The 24,481-nt window shown below is 62.3% G+C and carries 20 protein-coding genes and 1 pseudogene; 9 read left to right on the top strand and 12 right to left on the bottom strand.

Features of this window, described 5'->3' with window-relative positions; genetic code table 11:
* The 6 genes and pseudogenes from DLM46_RS35380 to DLM46_RS35355 all read left to right on the top strand — a co-directional run.
* Nucleotides 1–394: pseudogene (locus DLM46_RS35380) on the top strand (type VI secretion system tip protein VgrG); the annotation flags it as partial.
* Nucleotides 395–433: 39 nt separating this feature from the next.
* Entirely contained in the window at nucleotides 434–2,404 is a 1,971-nt protein-coding gene (locus DLM46_RS35375) for a phospholipase D-like domain-containing protein (protein WP_208866408.1), read from the top strand.
* Nucleotides 2,397–4,070: a tetratricopeptide repeat protein gene (locus DLM46_RS35370; RefSeq protein WP_244306495.1), complete on the top strand. Its 1,674-nt coding sequence runs from the start codon at nucleotides 2,397–2,399 to the stop codon at nucleotides 4,068–4,070. Before DLM46_RS35375 ends, DLM46_RS35370 begins: the two co-directional genes overlap by 8 nt.
* Nucleotides 4,071–4,129: 59 nt before the next feature.
* Nucleotides 4,130–4,393, top strand: a complete 264-nt coding sequence (locus tag DLM46_RS35365) for a PAAR domain-containing protein (RefSeq protein ID WP_115108940.1) — start codon at nucleotides 4,130–4,132, stop codon at nucleotides 4,391–4,393.
* 223 nt (nucleotides 4,394–4,616) lie between these two features.
* A complete protein-coding gene (locus DLM46_RS35360; RefSeq protein ID WP_115108938.1) occupies nucleotides 4,617–5,126 on the top strand; it encodes a DUF1697 domain-containing protein in 510 nt (169 codons plus the stop codon).
* A 181-nt stretch (nucleotides 5,127–5,307) separates the two neighbouring features.
* Nucleotides 5,308–5,709: an OsmC family protein gene (locus tag DLM46_RS35355; RefSeq protein WP_115108936.1), complete on the top strand. Its 402-nt coding sequence runs from the start codon at nucleotides 5,308–5,310 to the stop codon at nucleotides 5,707–5,709.
* An 89-nt stretch (nucleotides 5,710–5,798) separates the two neighbouring features.
* Here DLM46_RS35355 and DLM46_RS35350 read toward each other — a convergent pair whose 3' ends face one another.
* A complete protein-coding gene (locus DLM46_RS35350; RefSeq protein ID WP_115108955.1) occupies nucleotides 5,799–6,230 on the bottom strand; it encodes an Lrp/AsnC family transcriptional regulator in 432 nt (143 codons plus the stop codon).
* 193 nt (nucleotides 6,231–6,423) lie between these two features.
* Here DLM46_RS35350 and DLM46_RS35345 point away from each other — a divergent pair, with 193 nt between their 5' ends.
* A complete protein-coding gene (locus tag DLM46_RS35345; protein ID WP_115108953.1) occupies nucleotides 6,424–7,509 on the top strand; it encodes an ornithine cyclodeaminase in 1,086 nt (361 codons plus the stop codon).
* A gap of 76 nt (nucleotides 7,510–7,585) precedes the next feature.
* Complete coding sequence (gene ctlX, locus DLM46_RS35340) at nucleotides 7,586–8,524, top strand: citrulline utilization hydrolase CtlX (RefSeq protein ID WP_115108933.1); 939 nt, start codon at nucleotides 7,586–7,588, stop codon at nucleotides 8,522–8,524.
* A 100-nt stretch (nucleotides 8,525–8,624) separates the two neighbouring features.
* On the opposite strand, the gene DLM46_RS35335 is transcribed toward ctlX, so the two are convergent.
* The 11 genes from DLM46_RS35335 to DLM46_RS35285 all read right to left on the bottom strand — a co-directional run bounded on the left by DLM46_RS35335 (nucleotide 8,625) and on the right by DLM46_RS35285 (nucleotide 22,056).
* Nucleotides 8,625–9,209 (bottom strand): PqiC family protein, encoded by a 585-nt coding sequence (locus DLM46_RS35335; RefSeq protein WP_244306494.1) that lies wholly within the window; start codon nucleotides 9,207–9,209, stop codon nucleotides 8,625–8,627.
* Complete coding sequence (locus DLM46_RS35330) at nucleotides 9,209–10,828, bottom strand: PqiB family protein (RefSeq protein ID WP_115108929.1); 1,620 nt, start codon at nucleotides 10,826–10,828, stop codon at nucleotides 9,209–9,211. Before DLM46_RS35330 ends, DLM46_RS35335 begins: the two co-directional genes overlap by 1 nt.
* Complete coding sequence (locus DLM46_RS35325) at nucleotides 10,821–12,122, bottom strand: paraquat-inducible protein A (RefSeq protein WP_115108927.1); 1,302 nt, start codon at nucleotides 12,120–12,122, stop codon at nucleotides 10,821–10,823. The genes DLM46_RS35330 and DLM46_RS35325 overlap by 8 nt, the downstream gene beginning before the upstream one ends.
* Nucleotides 12,119–13,609, bottom strand: a complete 1,491-nt coding sequence (locus DLM46_RS35320; RefSeq protein ID WP_115108925.1) for an efflux transporter outer membrane subunit — start codon at nucleotides 13,607–13,609, stop codon at nucleotides 12,119–12,121. Before DLM46_RS35320 ends, DLM46_RS35325 begins: the two co-directional genes overlap by 4 nt.
* Before the next feature lies 1 nt (nucleotide 13,610).
* Nucleotides 13,611–16,844: an efflux RND transporter permease subunit gene (locus tag DLM46_RS35315; RefSeq protein ID WP_115108922.1), complete on the bottom strand. Its 3,234-nt coding sequence runs from the start codon at nucleotides 16,842–16,844 to the stop codon at nucleotides 13,611–13,613.
* Between the two features lie 13 nt (nucleotides 16,845–16,857).
* A complete protein-coding gene (locus DLM46_RS35310) occupies nucleotides 16,858–18,084 on the bottom strand; it encodes an efflux RND transporter periplasmic adaptor subunit (protein WP_115108920.1) in 1,227 nt (408 codons plus the stop codon).
* Between the two features lie 27 nt (nucleotides 18,085–18,111).
* Nucleotides 18,112–18,585 (bottom strand): YMGG-like glycine zipper-containing protein, encoded by a 474-nt coding sequence (locus DLM46_RS35305; RefSeq protein WP_115108918.1) that lies wholly within the window; start codon nucleotides 18,583–18,585, stop codon nucleotides 18,112–18,114.
* A gap of 254 nt (nucleotides 18,586–18,839) precedes the next feature.
* Complete coding sequence (locus tag DLM46_RS35300) at nucleotides 18,840–19,400, bottom strand: lipid-binding SYLF domain-containing protein (RefSeq protein WP_115108916.1); 561 nt, start codon at nucleotides 19,398–19,400, stop codon at nucleotides 18,840–18,842.
* Between the two features lie 154 nt (nucleotides 19,401–19,554).
* On the bottom strand, nucleotides 19,555–19,941 hold the full coding sequence (locus DLM46_RS35295) for a response regulator transcription factor (protein ID WP_115108913.1): 387 nt from the start codon (nucleotides 19,939–19,941) through the stop codon (nucleotides 19,555–19,557).
* Between the two features lie 187 nt (nucleotides 19,942–20,128).
* Nucleotides 20,129–20,764, bottom strand: coding sequence for a response regulator transcription factor (locus DLM46_RS35290; RefSeq protein ID WP_115108910.1), 636 nt, complete (start codon nucleotides 20,762–20,764; stop codon nucleotides 20,129–20,131).
* Nucleotides 20,761–22,056, bottom strand: coding sequence for a PAS domain-containing sensor histidine kinase (locus DLM46_RS35285; protein WP_165848137.1), 1,296 nt, complete (start codon nucleotides 22,054–22,056; stop codon nucleotides 20,761–20,763). Before DLM46_RS35285 ends, DLM46_RS35290 begins: the two co-directional genes overlap by 4 nt.
* Nucleotides 22,057–22,788: 732 nt before the next feature.
* On the opposite strand from DLM46_RS35285, the gene DLM46_RS35280 reads away from it, so the two are divergent.
* Nucleotides 22,789–24,477: an APC family permease gene (locus DLM46_RS35280; protein WP_115108906.1), complete on the top strand. Its 1,689-nt coding sequence runs from the start codon at nucleotides 22,789–22,791 to the stop codon at nucleotides 24,475–24,477.
* Nucleotides 24,478–24,481: the final 4 nt, after the last annotated feature.

The raw sequence follows: 24,481 nt of genomic DNA, 5'->3' as shown, positions 1-24,481 counted from the left end.
GACGGCCGGACAGATCAAACACGGCACGTCGGGCGGTTTTGAGGTGCACTCGGCCAGCCGGACGTTTGTTGGACCTGACAGCGTGAGCACGCCGAACATTTTGGCTTTGCCACCGGAGAAGGAGCAGCTGCATTTCGCGCTGGGGGCGCTGCCGGGCGAGGCACATCAGTTCGCCAGTGAGCCCTATGATCTCTACAAGGGCGGCGCAAAAATCGGCGAAGGCGTGACAGACGAATTCGGACGTGTCGTGGTGAAGGATCATCAGCCCGGCACACCAGCGTATCAGGTCAAGCTCGCCAACGGCAGCCACTACGATCTGAACGTCAAGGATGCCCTTCGGGGCGATCCAGACCACACCGACCAGCGGACCAACCGTGGCGAACGGCTGGCCTGATGCGTTGCATCCAGACACACTGATGACAAGGACCTGAACGTGGCTGACACCCTACAGTCCCAGAATCCGGCAACCGTCGCGATTGACGAACAGAGCCGTACCGCGCAGGGATCGGTTCAATGGCTACTGGAAAAACGCCAGGACATTGCGCCGATTACCTATGAGAACACGCTCGATTTCATGATCTGTGGCGAAGATGGATTCAGATCGATCGCGAACGACCTGAAAAATGCGAAATCGACCGTGGAAATCATCTGCTGGGGATTCGACCCAGGCATGGAACTCGTGCGCGGCGGCGACACGTGGCCGCGCGGGCAGACCTATGGGGCGCTGCTTGAAGAGATCACGACCCGCAAGGAGAACCCGGTTACGGTCAGACTGATGGTCTGGTACGCCGAAACTGCCTCGGCCAAACAGAACAACGTACCCGGCTACTCCGACAACGGCCACAATCCATTCACCAATCCGGCGGCCTGGATAGTCGGCACTTCGTCGTCTCCGTACGACAGCAAGAAGCGTCAGGAATACTGCATCCGGTGGTGGAAAGACAATCTGCCGAAAGGCAACGTCAGCGGGAAGAATCCGCGTCTTCAGGTTGCATTCCGCTCCATCGAAACCGCGGATGCGCACCACGCACTGGCCGACGAGGAGGACAAGCCGGCTTACGTGGCGGGAAATCCAACTGATGAAACCGGTCTGATGGAAAATTATCCGACGCACCATCAGAAACCGGTCCTGATCGATTACGCCTACGAGGAAGGCCGCTACGCAGTCGGTTACGTCATGGGGCTGAACTCTGTGACCGACTACTGGGACAGCACTGCCCACAAGATCGACGATCCAATACGGGAGGCGTTAGCCAAGGGTAAGCTCAAGGACGAGCAGGCGCACGAGGAGGCGACGCAAGGGCAACCCGCGACGAAAGGCTACGTGCACGGCAGACCGTACCAGGACTATGCGTGCCGCGTGGTCGGTCCCGCGCTCAAGCGGTTGCATCATAACTTTGTGAGCGACTGGAACATCTTCGCGCCAGACCATAAGGTCAACGAGCTGACCGACATCCCGGCCAACATCCCGAAGGTACCCAGCAATCCAGCTCACGGCGTGCAGATCGTTCGCACCCATCCGCGTGAGAACGACAAGACGATCAAGGAACTGTACTATCAGGCCAGCAGTTTCGCCCGCAACTACATCTATATCGAGAACCAGTATTTTTTCTATCCCGCATTCGCACGTCACCTGAAAGACACCCGACAAACATTCTGCGAGGCGTGGGCGGCAAAGTCTGGCAAACCCGTTTCACAGATGCCGATGCTACATCTGTTCATCGTCATCCCGCATCCAGAAGACGACGGAATGATTCCACGCACGTATGACATGCTTACCGAGCTTGGCGCGAGCGATGGAATGTCGGACCAGAGAAAGTACGTGGATGACGGCAATATCAGCCAGAATTATGCGGACGCAAAAACCATCACCGATACCGTCGACACGCCCGACGGTCCGATAAGCACCCAGCGCAAGGTATTGGATCGCCCCAGCACGCAGCAGCTTGCGGCCACCTATGGAATGAAAGTGAGTGTCGCCCGGTTGCGCGCGAGCGGCCCCCACGGCGATGGTATGGCGTACCGTGAAATCTACATCCACTCCAAGCTGATGATCATCGACGACGTGTTCCTCACGGTGGGCAGTGCGAACCTGAACCAACGAAGCATGTCGTCAGACAGCGAAATCAATATCGGCGTGACCGGACTGGAATATGCTGGCTCGTTGCGCCAGAATGTTTTCAATTTGCATTCCGGAGGCGATATTCCTGGCAGCGGCAGCCCTGCCGATCTGCCCGATGTTTTTAGAGCATGGAACAGACGTATGGCACAGAACCTTAATGTCAAGAAGGGCGGCAAAGAGCCTCTGAATGGCTTCCTGCTGCCCTTCGAGGACCACCGTGCCACGAACACGATGCACGCGTCAGTGACCATGCCGTCTTCGGGAAACTCAGAATATGCCTGACATGTATCGATTCCGCGCAGGGTTTATCACCCTCGTTCTGCGATTTCTGGTCGCCAGCCTCGGTGTGATGACCGCTGGCGTGCAGGCCAGCCCCTTCACTGCCCTTACCAGCAAGCTGAGCACCGCCATGTCCGACCTGCCACGCTACGAGAAACTGCCGCTGTTCAATCCGCACCGCGAAACCTTCACCTGTGTGCACCAGGACCCGCACCTACCGCCGGTCAATCCGCAGGCTGAACTGTGGTTCCAGCAGGCGCTGGCGCTCGATGACCCGAACATCTACGCCACGAAGCGTGACTACGCGAAGATTTACCAGTTGTACATGCAGGCGGCCGAACGCAATCACTGGAAAGCCATGCTTAATCTCGCCTCACTGATCCTGAGCGACAATCCGGGCGTTCCGCAACACGATCCGGAGGCCGCGATTGGCTGGGTCGAGAAGGCTATGAAACTGGGCGTGCCCGACGCATACGACATGATGGGCATCTATCATCAGAACGGTGTGGTCAAGGGAGGGAGCGCCACCAGTGCGTACGCGTTTTTTCAGCGCGCGGCCGACATGGGTAGTCCTTCGGCGATGACGTTCCTCGGCACAAAAATGGATGGTGCGTACGATGATCCTGAGGGGGAATTCTGGGGCAATCTGCCCGTTGCAACACAAATGCTGGAATGTGCCTTGGCCCAAGGTTATGGGGACGCGGCAGACGAATTGTCACTTATCTATTCACGCTCCAAGACAGTTGAAGCCAAGCTGAAGGCTCTCAAGCTTTTGCACGAGGGTGTAAAACTTGGAAGTGCAAAATGCGCCAACAGTATCGTTCCCGAATTCAATGGCCTAGGCCTTGCAGACGGCAGCAATCTCGTCGGCAGCATTGACAAGGCCCGTGCCCAGCGTTACAGCAAGCTTGGCGACGCGCTGGAGTTTTATGGTGGCCGCCTGAAGCTTCCCAATCTCGACAAGGTACTCCCCCTGCCTCCGGCCCCATTGCCCAAGTGGGACGGCGATGTGCAGACATTGATCGACGGCGCAAAGGCCGTGACACCACCGCCCAAACCGCAACAAGGCGCAGCGCTGCAAGGACGTGAATTCATTCCGCCCGGATACACTGTGTCGTCGGTGGAACAAAGCACGATGGCGGTGGCGGGCAACCAGATCGTGCCGCGCGACGGCTACTGGCTTGCGCTGTACGGTCCCGCATCTGCTCCCAAGACCCAACTGATTCCCGCCCGGCGAAACGCGCCGGAGCGCTATCAGGCCGGTGAGCGCTTCGAAGCATCGTCATTCGAGTGGCTCACTGCCGACCAGGTGCAGTGGCATTATCTCGGCGAGACGTATGCCCTGCCACCGCAGCGATACGATTTCCTGAAACACATGATCGAGGCCGGCTTCCTGCGCGAAGTCCCTGAACCCGCTTCGCCGGTCCGGTGCAATGGCCAGCAGCGCTGCCCGCAGACCGGGATATGGGAAGGCCGTGTCGCCGACGATCACCCGATGGCTGGGGTGTACAACCGCTGGGACCGCCAGGCGTTCGTCGAGAAGGATCACGCGTTCCCGCACCCGGGCGAACAGTTCATCGACGTCGCGGCTCAGGACCTGCAGTGGACTTACCTGGGCAGTCCCAACGGGGATACCGGAATGCCCGGCATACTCGACATCCGCTTGTAGGCAGCGCCCGACAGGCGCGTCGTCACAAGGCAATAAACCGGCTGCAAGGGAGAGTTCTGATGGCCCGACAAGTCATTGTCGTTGGCGATACGCTGGCCCCGCACGGCGGCACCGTCACGACCGGTTCGAACGCCGACTTCGTGGACGGCAAGCCGGTTGCCCGCAAGGGCGACTCGGTTGAATGCAGGGAACACGGAACACAGACCATCGCGGAAGGCGATGGAAACAGCATGTTCGGCGGTGCCCCGGTTGCCCTGCACGGCCATCATGCGACGTGCGGCTGCACACTGGTGAGCCGCAGTGCGACGGCCTCCATGCCTTGACCCGATGCACGGTCCGTCGTTGAGTCGGAAAATCCGAATCCATCGGAACTGGCGGATGAGCAAGAATCAGGATGTCCAGCAGGCAGGCACGCAGCTGATGACTGGATTCTTATTGCCATTCGAAGATCACCGCGCGACCACCACGCTGTACGGCTCGATCTCCGTGCCATCTACAAGCGATACCGCCGTCCGGCATTGCCGGAAACGGCGATAGAATCGCCGGATGACTACCTACGCTGCTTTCCTGCGGGCCGTGAATGTGGGCGGCACCGGCAAACTTCCCATGGCCGAACTTCGCGCGATGTGCGAATCCATCGGCTTTTCCAACGTGCGCACGTATATCGCCAGCGGTAACGTCGTATTCGAAAGCAAGCTTCCTGAACGTTCTGTGAAGGCGAAGCTCGAGGCTTGCCTCGCGACGTATGCCGGCAAGCCCGTAGGGGTTCTCGTCCGGACAGGCGCCGAACTCGCCGCGGTTCTCGCCGGGAATCCCTTCGGGTCGGCGGCACCGAATCGAACCGTCGCAATCTTTCTCGATGCACCGCCGCCTGCCGATACCCTGGATCGTGTAAGTGGCCAGCAGACAGAAGAAATCGTCCTCGGAGCGCGCGAGATTTACGTGCACTACGGGGAAGGCATGGCGCATTCCAAACTGAACATCCCGGCCGCGAAAACCGGCACCGCCCGCAACATGAACACTGTCGCCAAACTCGTCGAGTGGACGGCGGCGTAGTTCGATGGCCACTTGACGCGCAGACCCCGGCCAAGCCTCGGGGCGATGCGTTTTCGAGCGCCAGCCGAAAGAGATGCGCGAATGGGATGCTCAGCGCAATCGCCGGAAGCGTTTGCGCCGGTAGCAGACGAAGTCGATAGAATCCCCTTACCGCCACCAATACCGGCAAGTGAGGATTCTTATGACCTTGGCAACCGCAACCGCCGTATCGGACGCAGACGCGCCCGACTATCTCGTCAAACTCGAAGCGGGCACCCACAGCCTGGTCGGCGATGAAGCGCCGCACGAGGGTGGGCAAAATCGCGGCCCGGCGCCATTCGAGTTCGTGCTCGCGGGCCTCGCCGCCTGCACCACGGCAACGCTCAAGATGTACATGCAGAGGAAAACCTGGCCGGGCGGCCGAATCGAAGTCAGCGCCGAATTACACAACGACCATAACGGCGGCCAATACATCCGGCGCGCCGTATCCGTCGATGCGCCCCTCGACGATGCCCAGCGTGCCCGCCTCGCCGAAATCTGCGAGAAGACGCCGGTCACGCTGTTCATCAAGCGGGGAACACGTATCGACACGACAATGCAGTGATGCATCGCGCTGAAACTGCAGGAGCGTTGAATTTCAAGCCGCGGTGAACGCGGCCAACGTGAACGCGGCGAATGCCCCGACCCGCCGCCTCACATCTTGTGCGTCGAAAGAAAAATGCTCGTCTCGGTGCTCGCGATCCCGTCGATCAGGCGGATCGCGCCGAGCACGCGATCGAAGTTCTCCAGCGAATCCGCCCGCAGCTCCGCGACGAGATCCCAGCGCCCGTTGGTGCTGTGAATCGTCGCGACATTGGGGTATCCGCGCAGCACCTTCACCACGTCGGCTGCGCGGTTGCCTTCGACCGCGATCGACATCAGCGCGCGAATCCGGTGTGCCTCCGCCGCCGGCTTCAGCCGCACCGTGTAGCCCACGATCACCCCGCTCTCCTCCAGACGCGTCAGCCGGTTCTGCACCGTGGCCCGCGCGACGCGCAACTGCTTCGCCAGCGCTACGACCGACATGCGCGCGTTGTCGCGCAGTAGCGCGATGAGCTGCCGGTCGATGTCATCGAGATGGATCATTTTCGTTGCCCGTTTTTGCCGCTCGCGCGGATTGCCCCTGTTGGCGATGTACAAAACGCCATTTTGCCAAAGCATTTTGCTATTCGGACGGGAAATTTTGCAAGGTTTGCCATCTTTTTGTTGGCTGGACTCACGGGAATAATGCCGTCATCGCTCCCGTGCTGGAGCCCATTTCAACCTTGGAGGCATGACCATGACCCGCTTTCTCGACGTACCCGCCACGTATCGACTCGTTGCCGAAATCGGCGTGCCGCGCTTCCTGAGCGAGCTCGCCGAAGCCATCCGTGCGGACTATCTTCGCTGGAGCGATTTCGACAAGTCGCCGCGCGTCGCCTGTCACTCGCGGGTGGGGGTGATCGAATTGATGCCCATCGCCGACGCGAACCTGTTCGCCTTCAAGTATGTGAACGGGCATCCGATCAACGCCGAGCGCGGCATTCACACGGTGATGGCCTTCGGTGCGCTCGCCTCGGTCGATACCGGCTACCCGCTGTTCCTCTCCGAACTCACGCTGACCACCGCCCTGCGCACCGCGGCGACTTCCGCGCTCGCTGCGCGAAACCTTGCGCGCCCCGATTCGCGACGAATGGCCCTGATCGGCAACGGCGCGCAAAGCGAATTCCAGGCGATCGCGTTCCACACGCTCCTCGGCATCGATGAGATTCGCGTGTTCGATATCGATGCGCGTGCAACCGATAAGCTCGTGCGCAACCTGGCCGCGTGGCCGGCGTTGCGGATCGTTCGCGCAACGTCTACCGCCGACGCGGTGCGAGGCGCCGATATCGTCACGACCGTGACGGCCGACAAAGCCTACGCGACGATCGTCACACCCGACATGATCGAGCCCGGCATGCACCTGAACGCCGTCGGCGGCGATTGCCCCGGCAAGACCGAATTGCATGCGGACGTGCTGCGCATGAGCCGCGTAATCGTCGAATACGAGCCGCAGACCCGCATCGAAGGCGACATTCAGCAACTCCCCGCCGACTCGCCCGTCATCGAACTGTGGCGCGTGCTGCGCGGCGAGACGGCAGGCCGGGAGAGCGCCGCTCAGGTCACCGTATTCGACTCCGTGGGCTTCGCGCTCGAAGACTATTCCGCGCTGCGCTATCTCCACGCGCTCGCGCAGGAGCAGGACGCCGGCATCGAAGTCGCGCTGATCCCGCCGCCGGCCGATCCGAGAGACCTGTTCGGCGCACTGGCCACCGCTGCGCCCGCGCCTGCGGCAAACGCAGCTGCAACGCCGGCGCTGGCCGACGCATTCGCATTCGCCCGATAAAGCGATCGGTCCCAAGCGATCGGACCCGGGGCCGTTCCAGCCCCGTACGTACCCACTGCCTACCATCAGAAATCCCATGAGCCTCCTGTCAATCCAGGCGCCGGCCGCCGTCGTGATGATCCGCCCGCACTGTTTTCATCCGAACCCCGAAACAGCGGCCGACAACGCGTTCCAGCGTGCAGGCGAGGTCCGGAGCCGGACCGAAGCGGCATTGCTTGCCACGGCGGCGCGCGATGAAGTCAGCGCCGCCGTCGAAACGCTGGAGGCGGCCGGCGTACGCGTGCACGTATTCGACGACAGAGGCGAGAACCAGACACCGGATTCGGTGTTTCCCAACAACTGGTTCTCGACGCATCCCGGCGGCCACGTCGCGGTCTATCCAATGCATTCGGTCAGCCGGCGGCGCGAACGCAGAACCGATGTAATCGAAATGCTCAAGGCGACCTACCGCGTGCAGGACGTCATCGACTACTCGGGCCTGGAACACGACGACATGTTTCTGGAAGGCACGGGCGCCATGGTGCTGGATCATATCGCCCGCATTGCCTACACTGCGCGCTCACGCCGCGCGGACCCCGTGGCGCTCGAACGTTTCTGCACGCATTTCAATTTCGAACCGATGTGCTTCGATACCGCCGACGCCGCCGGCCGCCCCGTGTATCACACCAACGTGATGATGAGCGTCGCGACCGAGTTCGTGCTGATCGGTCTCGACCTGATCCAGGATGAACACCGCCGCGCTCAGGTGAAGGAACGCCTGCTGGAGAGCGGCCGCGCCGTCATCGCGCTGGACCGTTCGCAGATCGATAACTTCGCGGGCAATGCACTGGAACTGTCGGGCAAGGATGGCCGTGTTCTTGCGCTGTCCGAACGGGCGCTTGGGTGCCTGACGGGACAGCAGCGCGCCCTCATCGAACGCTCCGCGCGGCTCTTGCCGTTGCGCGTCGGCACGATCGAACAGGCTGGCGGATCCGTGCGTTGCATGCTCGCGGGAATTCATCTGTCGCGGCGCTAGCAGGTGTGCCGGGATGAATGCGATGAGGCCTCGCGCATGGCCCTGGATGGCCTTGGATGGCCTTAGATGGCACCGTACATTGCGGCGCTTTCGCCGCGTTTCAGAGCGGCGCCGCCGAACGGATCGAGGCGGAGATATCGCCGCTGACCGTGGCGAAGGCCCGGCTATAAGCGGCCACCACGGCATCGTAGCCGGCGCCGGCGCAGGGCTCGCGCACGGTGCTGCGACCGCTGAGCGGCGCACGTTTGCCGGGCGGCGACACGGACCACAACACCTCGACGGTGACCGCGTCGCCGAGCGTGGCGTCAAAGCGCTGGACGTCGATCTGCACGCGCCAGACCGCGGTCATATCTCCGGCCATCGGGTAAGCGGACACGCGCGGGCTGTTCAGCTCCTGGGCGACGTCGGCGGCAAGCACACGCGGAATCTGGCTCTTCAACGAGTCCGCCCAGCGGGCGAATTCGTTCATCGTCACCTGATTGGCGCCGGCGCGAACCACGATCTGCGGCCGGTCGACGAGTTCGGGCACGTTGACCGACCCTATCAGGACGACAATCGGCGTAGCAGGACGGGCGCTTTCGCGTGGCGCTTCCGGACTCAGCGTGTAGAAGTCGGCCTTTGGCGAGGCGCAACCGGCCAGCGTGAGCACAGCCAGTGCGAATGCGACGAGTAAGGATAGGCGCATCACTTGTTATCCCCCGGTTTGCCGCGAATCAGCGCCTCAGGATGACGGTCGAGGTAATCCGCGAGCGTGCGGAATGCGGCCGCGGTGCGGGCAAGTTCGCGCATCGCATCGGTGGTGCCCTGCTGCAGCGCCGAGTTCGGCTGCAACGCACCGTTCGCCGAGTCCAGCGTCGTCTGCGCAGCGGCGAGCGTGTCCCGAGCCTGCGGCATGACCTCGGTGCGCAACAGTTTGAGAAGCGAATCCGCATCCGCCAGCGTCTTTTGTGCGTCCTTGCCGAGGCCTTCGAACGGGATCTTGTTCAGCTTGGCCACCAGACTGGTCACCGAATCCTGCAGCGATTGCAGTCCACCCGGCACGGTCGGAATTTCCGGCGGGTTCACGCTCCAGTTCACCTCGGCTTTGGGCGCAGCGGGGAAGAAGTCGAGCGCGATATACAGCTGTCCGGTCAACAGGTTTCCGGTTCGCAGCTGCGCACGCAAGCCGTGTGCGACCAGCCATTCCGCCATCTGGTGGGGATTCGATGCGAGCCTGCCTCCGGCCCCGCCCGACTGGTAACGTGAAGTGAAGCGCTCTGGATAAAGGTGAATTTCCACCGGAATGCTGAACAGCTTCCTGACTGGATCGAAGCGCGTATAGATCGCTGCCACCTCGCCCACCACGATGCCGCGGAAATCGACCGGCGCACCGACCGTCAACCCCCGCACCGAGTCGTTAAAATTGAATACATAGGTATCGACAATGCGATCGTGGCGCTTCATCGCCTCCGCACGATCGTGGAACAGCAAAAATTCGGTACGAACGGCGGCCTCGGGCTGACCGGCAGTCTCATCTGGCGTCTGGAACGCAAGACCGCCGATCAGGATCGCCACCACCGATTGCGTGTTGACCTTGACGCCATCGGTACCCAGAGACACGTCGACACCGCTTGCATGCCAGAAGCGCGTATCGCTCTGCACGTACTTGTCATAAGGCGCGTTGATGAAGACCCGCAGCGTGACGCCCTTGCCGTCCGCGTCGAGCGAATACGCCGTGATCTGTCCGACCTGCAGGCGTCTGAAGAAGACAGGAGAGCCGACATCCAGCGAGCCCATATCCTCGCTCTTCAGCACGAACTCCCGCCCCGGTACGCCGCTGGCGAATACCGGTGGCGACTCGAGTCCGACATAGTCGCGCCGCGACCTCGTCGAGGCTCCCAGATCCATGCCAATGAAGGAACCGGACAGCAGCGTGCCGATCCCCGATACCGTGCCCCCGGAAATGCGCGGGCGCACGACCCAGAAGCGCGTATCGTCGACCAGCATGTTCGACGCGTCCTTGACAAGCTCAGCGGTCGCCACGACGCTGCGATGGTCTCTCGACAAGGTCACGCTCTTCACCACGCCAACGTCCACGTTCTTGAACTTGATCTTGGTCTTGCCGGCTTCGAGACCTTCGCCGGTGGCGAAGCTGATGGTGACCGTCGGCCCTTGCTCGAGGACGGCCTTCACGGCCAGCCAGCCGCCAATCAGCACGGCCACGATCGGCACCAGCCAGACGATCTGCATGCGCCAGCGCGAGCGAGGCGTGGCCACCGCTTCGGGGAGATCCGGCGACTCCGGCTGACCGGGAGGTTTAGCCATGATGAGCCTCCGCCGCGTCCCAGATCAGACGCGGGTCGAACGACATGGCCGCGAACATCGTCAGCACGACCACCGCGCCAAACGCAACGGCGGCCGGCCCAGCCTGGATCGTCGCGAGCGCATTGAACTGCACGAGCGCGACGAGAATGGTGATGACATAGATATCGAGCATCGACCAGCGGCCGACGAGTTCCACCAGCCGGTAGATGCGCGTTCTCTGCTGCAATAGCACGGCCGAGCGCCGCTGCGTCGAGATCACGAGGTACATGATCGCGATGATCTTGAGCATCGGCACGGCAATGCTCGCGATAAACACCACGACGGCGAGAGGCCACGAACCGGAGATCCAGAGGTAGACCACGCCGCTCAGAATCGTGTCTTTCTGCGAGCCGAACAGCGAACTGGTGTTCATGACGGGCAACACGTTGGCCGGGATGTACAGCACCATCGCAGCGATCAGGAACGCCCACGTGCGCGAGTAGCTCGCCGGTTTGCGCGGGTGAAGATGCGCGCCGCAGCGTGGACAACTGGCGTCGTGCAGATGCGCGTCCGATTTCGTCAACAACCCGCAACTGTGGCAGGTCATCAGACCGCTGGCCAGCGCTGTGCGTGCGGATGGGGTCGCGAGCTGGTCCGGATCCGGTGCGCCGCTGTAGCGGTCGCCCATGCGCTGCCAGAGCTCGTGGGGATCGAATGCGGCGCTGGCGGCCGCGAGCAGCAGCATGAGCGTGCCAAACGACCAGAGCGCCACACCCGGCACGACACTGGCGATATGCGCCAGCTTGACCAGCGCTACCAGCATGCCGAGGATCAGAACCTCCGTCATGCCCCACGGCCGCGCCAGTTGCATGAGACGAAACACCACGTCGGCCCGGTACGGCAGGCGATAAAGCCGCAGCGGCACCAGCATGTACGCCATGCAGGTCGTCTGCAATAGCGGCATCAGGAATGTCGTCGCGAACACGAGCCCCGCGAGCGGCCACATGCCGTCGTTGTACAGGATCCGGACGGCACCCAGCAAAGTCGTCTGCACGAGGTCGCCGTTGACCGCCAGGCCGACGATCGGATGCACGTTGCTGATCACGAACAACACAATCGACGTGAGCGTGAAGGCCAGCGCCCGGTCGAGGCTGTTCGGATGGTTGCGGTACAGCTCCGCGCGACAGCGGCAGCAGCGCAACACACCTTCGCCTGTCAACGGCGCTTCGCGTTGCAGCAGATCGCATTCGTGGCAGGCGATGAGGCGCGCGCTTTTCGCTGGAGTGGTCGCTGGAGTAATCGTTGAAGCTGTCATTGCGGCTGCTCCGTCGCGGCTTCATTCGCTCCATGCACCGCAGCACCCTGCTGCATGACGCGGCCTGTCATGCCCTCGGCTTGTACGACCCATCCGCCGCCCATTGCCTTGTAAAGACCAATCAGCGAGTTGAACACCACGCCATGGGTTTGCGTATAGCTGAGTTGCGCGTTGAACAGACTGCGTTCGGCGTCCAGCACCTCGATATAACTCGTGTAGCCCCCTTCGTAACGCAGCCGCGCCAATCGCGCATAGTTGCGCAGCGCGTCGACCTGCCGACCCTGCACGACAAGCTGCTCGCGCGATTTTTGCAAGGCGATCAGCGCATCGTCGACTTCCTGGAACGCCACCTGGATCGTTTGCTGATACTGGAACAGTGCCTGTTGCTGCTGCGCCTCAGCCTGCTGAACCTGACCGCCGATACTGCCCGCGGTAAAGATCGGCACCGTCACGGAGCCGGCATACGACCACACGCGCGCGGGACCGGTGAACAGCTTTGAGAACTGTCCGCTGACCGATCCAAACAGGCCCGTGAGCGAAATCGACGGAAAGTACAGCGCGCGCGCGGCGCCGATCAGCGCATTGGCGGCGATCAGGTTCTGCTCCGCCTGCCGCAGATCGGGGCGGCGCTCGAGCAGATCGGATGGCAGCCCCGCAGGCACAGCGGGCACCGCCAGTTCGGCCAGTTCGCGGCCGCGCGGGATCGCGCCGGGGTTGTGGCCGAGCAGGACCGAGAGGGCGTCCTCCTGCTGGGCGATCTGCGTCTCGATCTGTGGAATGGCCGCGAGCGATGCCTCATATTCCGACTGGCTTTGCGCAAGCTCCATCTGCGATACGTCGCCGCCTGAAAAGCGCGCCTGGAAAACTTTCACCGATCCGGCGCGGCTGTCTGTCGTCGCCTTGGCGATCGCCAGTTGCGCATCGAGATCGCGCAGATTGATGTAGGCGGTGGCAACCGACGCGACCAGCGACAGGATCGTCGCGCGGCGGCCTTCCTCGCTTGCCAGCAGGCTCGCGCGTGCCGCTTCGGTTTGGCGCCGTACCTTGCCGAACAGGTCGATTTCCCACGCGACCATGAGCGGCGCCTGAAACTCGTTGAATACCGGGCCGACGCCGGGCGGCAACGGTGTCGGGCCCGCCTGCGAAGCACGCTGGCGCGACGCGTCGAAGCCCGCGCTGATCTGCGGAAACAGCGCCGAGCGAGTCGTGACGAACTGTCCGAGAAACTGATCGACGCGAGCGGCGGCGATCTTCACATCCTTGTTATCCGCGAGCGCTGCCGCAATCAGATCGTTCAATGCGGGATCCTGAAATTGCTCCCACCATGGCGCATTGGCGAGCTCGGCCGCTTCGTTCGTTTCGAAACGAAACGTTGCGGGCGTCGCCACCTTCGGCCGTACGTAGTCGGGGCCGAACAGACAGCCATTCAGTCCGAGCGTCAGGAGCAGGGCCGGCATCACACGCAGCAGGAACGCTGAGCCGCGCATGTCAGTCATCCTCATGTCGCGCGGACGGCGTGATCGACGGGCCGCCCGAGCCAGGTTGCACAGCCGGAGCCGGCTCCTGTCCCCCGGCTCCGCCGCTTGCTCCCGGTGTCTTCTTGCTGCCGCTCTTTTCCGACATCGACTCCAGCACGTAGAAGAACATCGGGATGAAGAACACCGCAATCACCGTTGCGCCGAGCATGCCGCCGATCACGCCGGTACCGATCGAATGCCGGCTGTTAGCCGACGCCCCTAACGCAATGGCAAGCGGCACGCAACCGAGGATGAAAGCGAGCGACGTCATGATGATCGGCCGCAACCGTTCGGTCGCCGCAGTGACAGCGGCGTCGTATACCGACCCGCCCGCTTCGCGGTTCAGCACCGCGAACTCGAAAATCAGGATCGCGTTCTTGGCCGCAAGCGCGACCAGCATCGTCAGGCCGATCTGGAAGTACACGTCGTTATCGAGGCCGCGCAGCAGAATCGCAAGCAGCGCGCCGAACAGCGCGAATGGCACCGCCATCAGTACGCCGAACGGCAGGCTCCATTTCTCGTATTGCGCGGCGAGAATCAGGAACACCATCACGAGGCCGAACACGAAGACGAGACCCGATGTGCTGCCCGACTGCCGCGCCTCGAAGGCCTCCCCGCTCCAGCCGACGCCGTAGCCCGGCGGCATCACCTCGTCGGCGACTTCCTCGAGCGTCGAGATGACCTGCCCGGAGCTGTAGCCCGGTGCGCCGTTGGCGGTGATCTTGACCGCTGGAAAATTGTTGAAGCGGGTAATGAGGTCCGGTCCGGTGACGTACTTCGACGTCACCACCGCCTTGAGCGGCACCATGTTGTTCGTCCTGCTGCGCACGTAGAGCTGGTTGAGGTCCTGCGGCGAAAGCCGGTAGGACGGCTCGGCCTGCAGGATGACCTGCCACAGCCGGCTGGAACGATTGAACTGCGACACGTACAGCGAGCCGAACATCGTCTGCATCGCGCTATACACTTCTTCGATCGGCACGCCGAGCGTTTCCGACTTGTCCCGATCGACGTCGACCAGCAACTGTTGCGCGGACGCATTGAAGGTGGAGGTCACGCGCGCCAGTTCGGGCCGCTTCTTCGCCTTGTCCATGAAGTCCTGCACCACACCGGCGAGCTGCGCGATGGTCGCGTCGCCCTTGCTCTGAATCCACATCTCGGTGCCGCCTGTCGTACCCAGCCCCGGAATCGACGGCGGATTGACCGGCAGGATGATCCCCTCCTTCACTTTCGAGAGGTTCTGGTACGCGTCGATCAGCACGGCCCGCGCGTTTTGCGTCTTGATGTTGGCGAACTTGTAGCGTTCGTCGAAACCCTTGAAGCCGATGAAAAACGCGCCTGCATTGTTCTTGTTCTGGCTGTCGAGCAGACTGAAGCCGTCGACGACCGTCACGCTGCTCACCGCCGGCTGCTTCATGAAGTAGTCCGTGACACGCTGCGAGACTTCGCCGGTGCGATCGAGGCTCGCGGCGTCCGGCATGATGACCGCGCCGAGCAGGTAGCCCTGGTCTTCGGGCGGCAGAAATGACGTGGGTATCGAGCGCATCATGACGACCGCCAGCGCGATCATTCCGACAAACAGCAACAGCGCGACCACGAAGCGCTTGATGACCAGTTTGACGACGTTCGAATAGCTGTTCGTCATCCTTTCAAAGCGATTGTCGAACCATCTGAAGAAGCCGCGTTTTTCGTGGTGACCCGGCTTGAGCAGCAGCGCGGCGAGGGCCGGCGAGAGCGTCAATGCAACCACGCCTGAGAAAATCACCGAGATCGCGATCGTGATCGCGAACTGCTTGTACAACTGGCCCGTGATGCCGCCGAGAAACGCGACCGGCACAAACACCGCGCACAGCACCAGCACGATCGCGACGACCGGGCCGGCGACTTCGTCCATCGCCCGCTTGGCGGCGTCTTTCGGACTCAGCTTGTGCACACTCATGTTGCGCTCGACGTTCTCGATCACGACGATCGCGTCGTCCACCACAATGCCGATCGCGAGCACCATGCCGAACAGCGTCAGCATGTTGATCGAGAAACCGAGCGCGAGCATCCCCATGAAGGTGCCGAGGATCGATACCGGCACCGCCAGCACCGGAATCAGCGTCGCGCGCAGGCTTTGCAGGAACACGAACACGACGATCACGACCAGCACGAGCGCTTCGAAGAACGTGTGGACGACATCCGTGATCGACGCGCGGGTGAAATCGGTCGTGTCCATCGCGATGCTGTATTCGAGCCCCTCCGGAAAGCTCTTTTTCATCTCGGCGAGCGTCGCATGAACCTGCTTCGACACGTCCAGCGCGTTGGCGCCAGGCTGCTGATACACCGCGATAACGGTGGCCGGCTTGCCCTGAAAGCGGCTGCGGATCGAATAGTCCTTCTGCCCGAGCGCGGCGCGGCCGATGTCCTTGAGCCGCACGATCGCCGCATCGCCGTTAGCGGCGCGAATGATGATGTTGTCGAACTCGGCAGGGTCGCTCAGGCGGCCGGTGGTGGTGACCGCGAACGACTGTTCGACCGGCGCGCCGGTCGGCGACTGCCCGAGACGGCCGACGGCGAATTGCTGGTTCTGGTTGGCGACCGCTCTCTGCACGTCGCCCGCCGTGACGCCCAGTTGCGCCATGCGATCGGGCTTCAGCCAGATCCGCATCGCGTAGTCGGGCGTGCCGAAAATGCTCGACTGATTGGCGCCCGGCACGCGCTTGAGCGCATCGAGCACGTAGATGTTCGCGTAGTTGGCGATGTACGTGGCGTCGTAGCGGTCGGTCGGCGAATAGATCGCGATCACCATCATGAACGCCGACGATTTCTTCTGCACCTGAATGCCTTGCGACTGCACCGACGATGGCAGTTGCGGCAGCGCCAGGTTCACGCGGTTCTGCACGTCGACCTGCGCGAGCTCGGGGTTGGTGCCGATCTGAAAGAACGCATTGACGGTCAGGTTGCCGGTCGCCGAACTCGACGAGTTCATATAGATCATGTTGTCCGCGCCGTTCACCTGCTGCTCGATCGGCGCGGCCACATTGTTGGCGACCACATCGGCGCTCGCACCCGGATAGTTGGCGGCGATCGTGATCTGCGGCGGCGTGATGTCCGGGTACTGCGCAATCGGCAGATTGAACATTGCGACGGCGCCGCCAAGCGTGATGACAATCGATATCACCGACGCAAAAATCGGGCGCTCGATGCAGAAGTGGGAGAGATTCATGTCGCTGGCCGGCTCACTTCGCCGCGGTAGTGTCAGCTGTGCGCTCCCCGGCCTTTCCTGCTCCGCTCGCCGGCGCCTCGGTTGCGGCGGGTGCCGCGGGCGCTGCGGGCGCCGCTGGGGCTGCGACGATCTTCAGCGGCGTATCGGCGGCAACGCGGATCGCACCGTCGACGACCACCCTTTCGCCAGGCTGCAATCCCTGCGAGATGAACCAGTCGTCGCCGTGCCACTCGCCGACCTCGACCACCCGTTGATGCGCTTTCGAATCGCTGTCGACGACCCACACAAAGTGACTCTTCGCGCCCTGCAATACCGCGCGTTGCGGCACGAGGATCGCGTTCGGACGCGTGGCACCAGACACCCGCGCACGGACAAACTGCCCGGGGCGCAGCGTGCCATTCGGGTTCGCGAACGACGCACGAACAAGGAACGTACCGGTTTCCGTGCTGAAGGCCGGATTGGTGAAGTCGATATGGCCGCGGTCCGGAAACTCGGTGCCGTCGGCCATGATCACCGTCACTTCGAAGTTGTTGTTGGCAGGAAACCGCAGATGGCCTTTGCTGGTCTCGTCGCGGTACCTCAGCAGCTCATTCTCGGAAATGCTGAAGTTGACCCACATCGGATCGAGCTGATAGACGTAGGTCAGCAGCCCGGAGGCGGCGGCCGTCACATAGCTGCCGTCCTGCTGGCGGGCGAAGCTCGACAGGCCGGTGAGCGGCGATTTGATGGTCGTGTAGCTCAGGTTCAGTTGGGCGGTCTGCACCTGTCCCTGCGCGGCGATCACCGCGGCTTCCGCCTGCTTTTCATTGCCGGTCGCGTCGTCGAGATCCTTCTTGCTCAACGCATTCTGCGCAGCCAGCGGAATGACGCGCGCGAGGTTCGCCTTCGTGACGCCTAGCCTTGCCTGCTGCTGCGCAAGCTCGCCTTTCGCGGTTTGCAGCGCGGCCTCGAAGGGCTTGGGGTCCATCAGGAAGAGCGTCTGTCCGGCATGAACCAGTTGCCCTTCGGTATAGACGCGCTTGTCGAGAAAGCCGTCGACGCGTGCGCGAATCTCGACTTCGCGAGAACTCTGCGTTTGCGCGGTAAATTCAAAATCGACCGGCGTGTCGCGCTGCGTGACCTGCATCACGGTGACCTCGATCGGTCCGGCCGTGGGCAGCGTGGGCGCTTTACGACAAGCGGCACACAGGGCGAACGCGGCGAGTGCGGCAAAGGCGAGACGTAGGCGGTTCCTGCTCATGGATGTCTCCCCCGTCCCGATCGATGTCTATTGAACCGTGTAGCCGCGGCCGGTCATGCACGCCGACACCGCCCGGTTGAAGGTCGCCATCTGTTGGGACGTCTGTTGCTGAGCCGCTTGCTGCTGTTGCGCCTCTGCCTGGTTGGCGCGGCGCTGGCGCATGCCGCCGCCTGCTGTCCCCGTGACCGCGCCGATCGCCGCGCCTTTGCCCGCGTTGCCGGCGATGGCGCCCACCGCCGCGCCCACTGCCGCGCCGCCGGCTGCGCCCTTGAGCGCGCCGCCTTGCTTCGGCTGAGCACCCGGTTGACCGGATTGCTGGGCGATCGCGACCGGATCCACGCCGGTCGTCTGCTTTGCCCATAGCTGGCATTCGGCGGTGTCGGTCTGCTGCTTCTCGGGACTTTGGCCTTTGGCCGGATAGATGATGGGCTGCTGCGCGGCGGCCGCGAATGTCAGCATCCATCCCACCAAACCCATTGCGACTCGCTGCATTCGTTGCATGGTCCGAGGTCCTCAATGTTCTACGGTCGACCCGTTTACCGGCTACTGGCTTACCGGCTACTGGCGGCCAATGTCCGCGCAACGCGCGAACGTTTTTCCCGGCTCTCCCGAGCAGGTTTCCCGATCGCGCGCCCGGCGCGGCGTGCATCGCGCGCAGGGTGCGGTGTGCATCGCGCGCAGGGTGCGGTGTGCATTGCCGAGGCGATTCGCTTCAGAGCATCGGCCGCTATGACTGCGCGAGGAGATTGCGCACTTCACTCGTCGAACTTGACGATTCTCTGCCCCTGAACGCCCAGACCGGCCATCAAGCCCTGCTGGCCAAAAATGAACGCATAGACATCTGATTTCATTGTCGTAGTTGTCATCGATTTGGCCATCCCAGCATCCACCACCACGACGCTCGGTCCCACACCAACGGACAATCCGGTGCCGCTCGTGAGCTCAGTGATTGCCGAGTCGGTCATTAAAAACATCGCCTCCGAAAAGCTTTGTGCGCCCGCTTGCAACCCGTATGAAAGTCCGCGCACTCTGTAGTACCCGAGGATCCGGCCATCCGGACTGAACATCACGCCCTTTCCACCTTGCGCACCGACTAGCAACCCAGCCTTGACGACGCTCGGAAACACGACGACGGCTCTCGCCTGGAATTGGAGATCCTTCGCCTTCGGGGTGCTGTCAAATAGTTGCTGCAGCGCCTGACGTGCTTGCGCGTCCAATTCGGGGTCCCCACCCTTGGCAACAGTCGGGTTCGTCGAACACGCCACGGCAAACAGAAAGAGGGGAACCGCGAGAATCAGCCGAAGGTACTTGATCATGATGCGTACTCCATTCAGAAATTGACACCACGGTTTGAAACGCGTTTCCGCCTCGAATGCTTCGCGGTCAACGTGAATAGTGGTGTTTGCGTCCCGTTAAAACAATTGGCCTTTGGTCCCATATCGTCTGAATACGCAAGCGCACGAGCTTGCGCTACGGCGGCTGATCGCCTTCAAGGGCTGCGCGTACCGTCTTGACGAACAGTTCGTCGTTGAACGGCTTGCGCAAATAGGCGACCGCGCCGCCCGCGAGCGCGTGCTCGCGCACGCCGATATCGTCGTGGGCGGTGATGAAAACGACAGGTATGCCACTGCCGGCCAGACGTCGCTGTACTTCCAGTCCGTTCAACCCTGGCATCTGCACGTCGAGAATGACGCAGTCAGGGTGATATGACGGCATGGACGCCAGGGCTTCGAGAAACGCGTCGCCGCTTGCGAACGTGTCGGCGGCGATCCCGATTGAACGCAACAGTCGCTTGATCGCTCGGCTCACCGATTCATCGTCATCGACGACGACAACGAACGGTTTGAGTTTTCCCATGGTGAGTAGTCCGGTGTGCGGGAATGCAGGCGCCGCGCGCACTCTCTCATACGACAGCCTACGAGGCAGACAGGTTTACCGATATTGGACCTTGGTCCCGGATGGACAGCAGAGAGCGGCCGGCCGCGAGCCCTGAACGCGCCGGTGCGAGCCGCCGATGACGCCGACGACGCCGGATCCTCACCGCTCAGCGCGGCGCGTGTGTTTCGGCAGCATGGCCGACACCGGCTTTGTCCGCGACGCGGACAAGCTCGGCCAGCGAGGTGACTTCCATCTTCGACATGACGCGCGCGCGATGGGCCTTGATGGTTTTTTCGACCGTGCCAAGTTCGCCCGCGACCTGCTTGTTCAGACGGCCGGTTACGACGAGCGCCATCACTTCCAGTTCGCGCGGCGTCAGTCTGCGCAGACGGAGACGGATCGCCTCCATTTCGCACCGCACGGCATGCGCTTGTGCCGCGCACTCGAGCGCCTGCCCGATCGCACGAAGCAGGTCGGTATCGCGCACCGGTTTGGCGAGGAAATCGGTTGCCCCCGCTTTCATCGCCCCCACGGTCATGGCAATGTCGCCATATCCGGTGATGAAGATGACCGGCAGCGCCCCCTTCAATTCGCGCTGCAACTCGAGGCCCGTGAGATCCGGCAACCGGACATCGAGGACCACACAGGCAGGGCCAGTGACGGAGTCGATCCGATCGAGAAATGCGCGTGCCGAGCCGAAGGTCTCGACGCGATAGCCGGCGGATTGGATCAGGCGGGCCAACCCGCGGCGCACGGAGTCGTCGTCATCGACGACGAATACAAACGAATCGGTATCTGTCATGGTCTCTTTCGCGATTCGTCCTGCCCCGTCGCATCGCCAGCCGGCAATGCGACATAGAACGTCGCGCCTCGATCGACGTTGTTTTCGGCCCAGAGCCGCCCGCGGTGCATGTCGATGATGGAGCGGCTAATCGACAATCCCAAACCGAGCCCCTGGGGTTTTGATGTAAAGAACGGCTTGAAGATCTTATCGAGCTTGTCGGCGGTCAGTCCGTGCCCTCTGTCACGAACGGCTATGCATGCCATGTCGTTGCCCTGGCGCGTGAGCGTCACGGATACCCTTCTGTCGGCAGGCGGTACGTCGTTCATTGCGTCGAATGCGTTGAGCAGGAGATTGAGCACGACCTGCTGCAACTGCACCTTGTCGCCGCGCACAGGCGGCAAGGTGTCGTCGACGTCGAGTGTCACGCGCATTCCGCGCACGATCGCGTCGCTGTGCACCAGAAGAACCACGTCGCGTATCACGCCTGCGAGATCGAGCGACGCGACTTCCAGATCGCCTTTCTTGACCACCGCGCGAATGCGCCGAATCACTTCGCTGGCGCGATAGTCATCCTGGACGATGTCGTTCAGGATCTCCCGCAACTCATTCAGATCGATGGGATCGGCGGCCATGAATCGTTGCGCGGCCTGCACGTTGCTCAGGATCGCGGTGAGCGGCTGATTCAGTTCATGAGCGAGCGACGAGGCGAGTTGCCCCATCGTGGATACACGCGTCAGATGGGCGAGCTCCTGGCGGTTGCGGTGCAGCTCGTATCGATCCGTCCTGTCAATGACGAAGGCGAGCGTGACACCGTTGCCGTCGAAGCGAAACGGATTCAGCCCGATTTCCACGCGAAACTCGGTGCCGTCCTTGCGCCGCGCAGACAGTTCGTGCAAACGCGCCATATCGAGGGCGTGCCGCGACGCAACGGGACTTGCTCCAATAGCGGACGGGTTGTCGATACGCAGATCGTGAACCAGCAGTTCGATGGACTTCCCAATCAATTCGCCGGCTTCATAACCAAACAGCGTCGCCGCTTGCGGATTCGTCATCAGGATCAGGCCGCGCTCACCCAGCATCAGAATCGCGAGCGGCAACAACCCTAACGCCTCGCGAAAGTAGTGTTCGCCGCTATCGCGCCCGGCGCGGGTGTCGTAGGTATCCTGCAGGGCCGCTGATCGAGTGCCGCTGTGATGCGCGTGGCGGCGAACCGGCCGGAACGAAGCCACCGTTCGTAGGCGCTCGGCAAACGGACGCCTCGCGCGCGACGCAGGAAGGCCCAACTCCGGCACGCCGGCCGCTTCGGGCACGTGGCGGTGCTCCGCGCGCATCCGCTCTGCCGGGGCCGCTCTCGCCGAAGCGTCATGGGGATCGGCTTTATCTGTATTTTCACGCACGTTTGAGCGCACCGTAAAAAGGCCGGCGATGGTGCGCTCGACAAAATGCGAAGAAATAGCTGGCGGATCGACACTACCGATCGATGCCGAAGCCCGCCGGCGTCGCGCCCGCGTTATCAGCAACCATAGAATAATGGCCGCTTGCAGAACAACGATAACGGGCATGACGATGCTCATGGCCGAACTGCCTCTCCAAAGAGTCGGCGCCGAAAGATACGCTGACGAAACTTCGCTCTGAACTGCGACGAGAGACTATGGTTCTTGACCCGGACACGGGTTGGATGCGATCGCTGCTAGCCGGATGAAACCGCTGGTAGGAATTGCGACGATCCCAATGGAGAGCGGCAAATTTATCGTAGTTCCCACTCATGCATATGTAAACGTCTGTATGCACGTTTTTCTATTTCCTGTCTCGAACGCAGGCGCCGACTAACTATCGTCAACGGCGCATGATGCACAGCAGCATCGGCATGACTTTTTGCTCCGATAGCAAGCGGCGACGTTTCGGCCTCTCCGGCTCGACCAGCTCAACCTTAAGGAACCCTTACGCATCCCCCCGAGGGAGTACCTCTTCGCGCTCCTTGCTCCGGCGATATTGTCCGGTGAATGTCGCCTGAGTGACGACACACCCTTGGGGAGACGAACATGAGTTCGGTAAACGATGCAGGTCAGGAGCTTCAGCTTGCCGCACCCGTCGACGCGACGGGACTTCATAGAAAGATCGGCTGGGCAGGCGCATTCTGGGTAGCCAGCGGCGTACCGGCGCTGGTGCTGTTCTCGATCGGCTCGATTGCGGCGACCGTGGGCAAGCCATCGTGGATCATCTGGGCGATCTCGATCTGCTTCGGCTTCATCCAGTCCTTTGCCTACGCCGAGATCGCCGGGCTGTTTCCGCACAAGTCCGGTGGCGCATCGGTGTATGGCGCCATCGCCTGGGTGCGCTACAGCAAACTGCTCGCGCCGCTCTCCGTGTGGTGCAACTGGTTCGCGTGGTCGCCGGTGCTGGCAATCGGCTCGGGCCTCGGCGCGGGCTACGTGCTGAACATGCTGTTCCCCGCAACCTCCGCGATCAACACGTGGCAAATCACCCTGGTCGATCTGGGCTGGCTGTCGAGCGGGCTGAGTCTGCGGGTCAACGCCACCTTCGTGATCGGCGCCGCGATCCTGCTGACGACCTTCGCGATCCAGCATCGCGGCATTCTGCAGGCCGCGCGGCTCCAGATGATTCTCGCGATCTCCGCGTTGCTGCCGCTCCTGCTGGTCGGCGTCTATCCGTTGCTGACGGGCGATCTGCCGATGCAGCATCTGTTCCCGCTCTACCCGCTGGCAAAAGACGCGGGCGGCCGCGTGATCGACGGCACGTGGGATCTGAGCGGCATCGAACTGATGGCCGGCGGACTCTTTATCGCCGCCTGGTCCACCTACGGCTTCGAAACGGCGGTCTGCTACACGCGCGAATTCAAGGATCCGCGCCGCGATACGCTCAAGGCGATCGTCTATTCCGGACTCCTGTGCCTCGTGTTCTTCACGCTCGTCCCGCTCGCGTTCCAGGGCGCCCTCGGTCTCGGCCAACTCGTCTCGCCCGAGGTCAAGGACGCCGCCGGCAACGTCACGCAGCCCGCTGTCTACGACGGCATTCTGTCGCCGGGCATCTACAGCGGCATGGGCGTTTCCGAAGCGATGGCGCAAATCGTGCACACCGGCAAGCTGGGCGCATTCATTCTTAAGCCGATGCTGGTGTTCGCGCTCGTGCTCGCCATCATGACGTCGATGGCGGGTTCGTCGCGCACGCTCTATCAGGCTTCCGTCGACGGCTGGCTGCCCAAATACCTGTCCCACGTCAACCACAACGGCGCGCCGACCCGCGCGATGTGGACCGACCTCGTATTCAATCTCGTGCTGCTGCTGATGTCCGACTACGTCGTCGTCCTCGCGATGTCGAATGTGGGCTACATCATCTTCAACTTTCTGAATCTCAATGCCGCGTGGATCCACCGCCTCGACCGGTCGAGTTGGGAGCGCCCTTTCAAGGCGCCGAAATGGGTGCTCGGCGCCTGCGTTGTGCTGTCGTTCGTCAATCTCGCATTGATGGGATTGGGCGCGGACGTATGGGGCAAAGGCACCCTGATGTCGGGCATCGTCTTCTCGGCGCTGATCGTGCCGGTGTTTGTCTGGCGTCACTACGTGACGGACAAAGGCCGTTTCCCCGCTGCGATGCTGGACGACATGGACCTGTCGAACTCCAGCACCGAGCGGCGCGCAGGTTTTCTGCCGTATGCGGCGTTAGCGCTTGGCGTGGTGGTCGTCTTCGCGAGCCATTGGATCACGACCTGACTAC

The sequence above is a fragment of the Paraburkholderia lacunae genome (assembly GCF_003353175.1).
In the GTDB taxonomy this organism is placed as follows: domain Bacteria; phylum Pseudomonadota; class Gammaproteobacteria; order Burkholderiales; family Burkholderiaceae; genus Paraburkholderia; species Paraburkholderia lacunae.
The sequence above is the reverse complement of the archived record's forward strand: the minus strand, read 5'-3'. Positions and strand labels throughout refer to the sequence as shown.

Bases quoted from the DNA above. Each gene is read 5' to 3' on its own strand.
- DLM46_RS35370 (WP_244306495.1), top strand. From the start codon at position 2,397: ATGCCTGACATGTATCGATTCCGCGCAGGGTTTATCACCCTCGTTCTG.
- DLM46_RS35365 (WP_115108940.1), top strand. From the start codon at position 4,130: ATGGCCCGACAAGTCATTGTCGTTGGCGATACGCTGGCCCCGCACGGC.
- DLM46_RS35360 (WP_115108938.1), top strand. From the start codon at position 4,617: ATGACTACCTACGCTGCTTTCCTGCGGGCCGTGAATGTGGGCGGCACC.
- DLM46_RS35355 (WP_115108936.1), top strand. From the start codon at position 5,308: ATGACCTTGGCAACCGCAACCGCCGTATCGGACGCAGACGCGCCCGAC.
- DLM46_RS35350 (WP_115108955.1), bottom strand. From the start codon at position 6,230: ATGATCCATCTCGATGACATCGACCGGCAGCTCATCGCGCTACTGCGC.
- DLM46_RS35345 (WP_115108953.1), top strand. From the start codon at position 6,424: ATGACCCGCTTTCTCGACGTACCCGCCACGTATCGACTCGTTGCCGAA.
- ctlX (WP_115108933.1), top strand. From the start codon at position 7,586: ATGAGCCTCCTGTCAATCCAGGCGCCGGCCGCCGTCGTGATGATCCGC.
- DLM46_RS35335 (WP_244306494.1), bottom strand. From the start codon at position 9,209: ATGCGCCTATCCTTACTCGTCGCATTCGCACTGGCTGTGCTCACGCTG.
- DLM46_RS35330 (WP_115108929.1), bottom strand. From the start codon at position 10,828: ATGGCTAAACCTCCCGGTCAGCCGGAGTCGCCGGATCTCCCCGAAGCG.
- DLM46_RS35325 (WP_115108927.1), bottom strand. From the start codon at position 12,122: ATGACAGCTTCAACGATTACTCCAGCGACCACTCCAGCGAAAAGCGCG.
- DLM46_RS35320 (WP_115108925.1), bottom strand. From the start codon at position 13,609: ATGCGCGGCTCAGCGTTCCTGCTGCGTGTGATGCCGGCCCTGCTCCTG.
- DLM46_RS35315 (WP_115108922.1), bottom strand. From the start codon at position 16,844: ATGAATCTCTCCCACTTCTGCATCGAGCGCCCGATTTTTGCGTCGGTG.
- DLM46_RS35310 (WP_115108920.1), bottom strand. From the start codon at position 18,084: ATGAGCAGGAACCGCCTACGTCTCGCCTTTGCCGCACTCGCCGCGTTC.
- DLM46_RS35305 (WP_115108918.1), bottom strand. From the start codon at position 18,585: ATGCAACGAATGCAGCGAGTCGCAATGGGTTTGGTGGGATGGATGCTG.
- DLM46_RS35300 (WP_115108916.1), bottom strand. From the start codon at position 19,400: ATGATCAAGTACCTTCGGCTGATTCTCGCGGTTCCCCTCTTTCTGTTT.
- DLM46_RS35295 (WP_115108913.1), bottom strand. From the start codon at position 19,941: ATGGGAAAACTCAAACCGTTCGTTGTCGTCGTCGATGACGATGAATCG.
- DLM46_RS35290 (WP_115108910.1), bottom strand. From the start codon at position 20,764: ATGACAGATACCGATTCGTTTGTATTCGTCGTCGATGACGACGACTCC.
- DLM46_RS35280 (WP_115108906.1), top strand. From the start codon at position 22,789: ATGAGTTCGGTAAACGATGCAGGTCAGGAGCTTCAGCTTGCCGCACCC.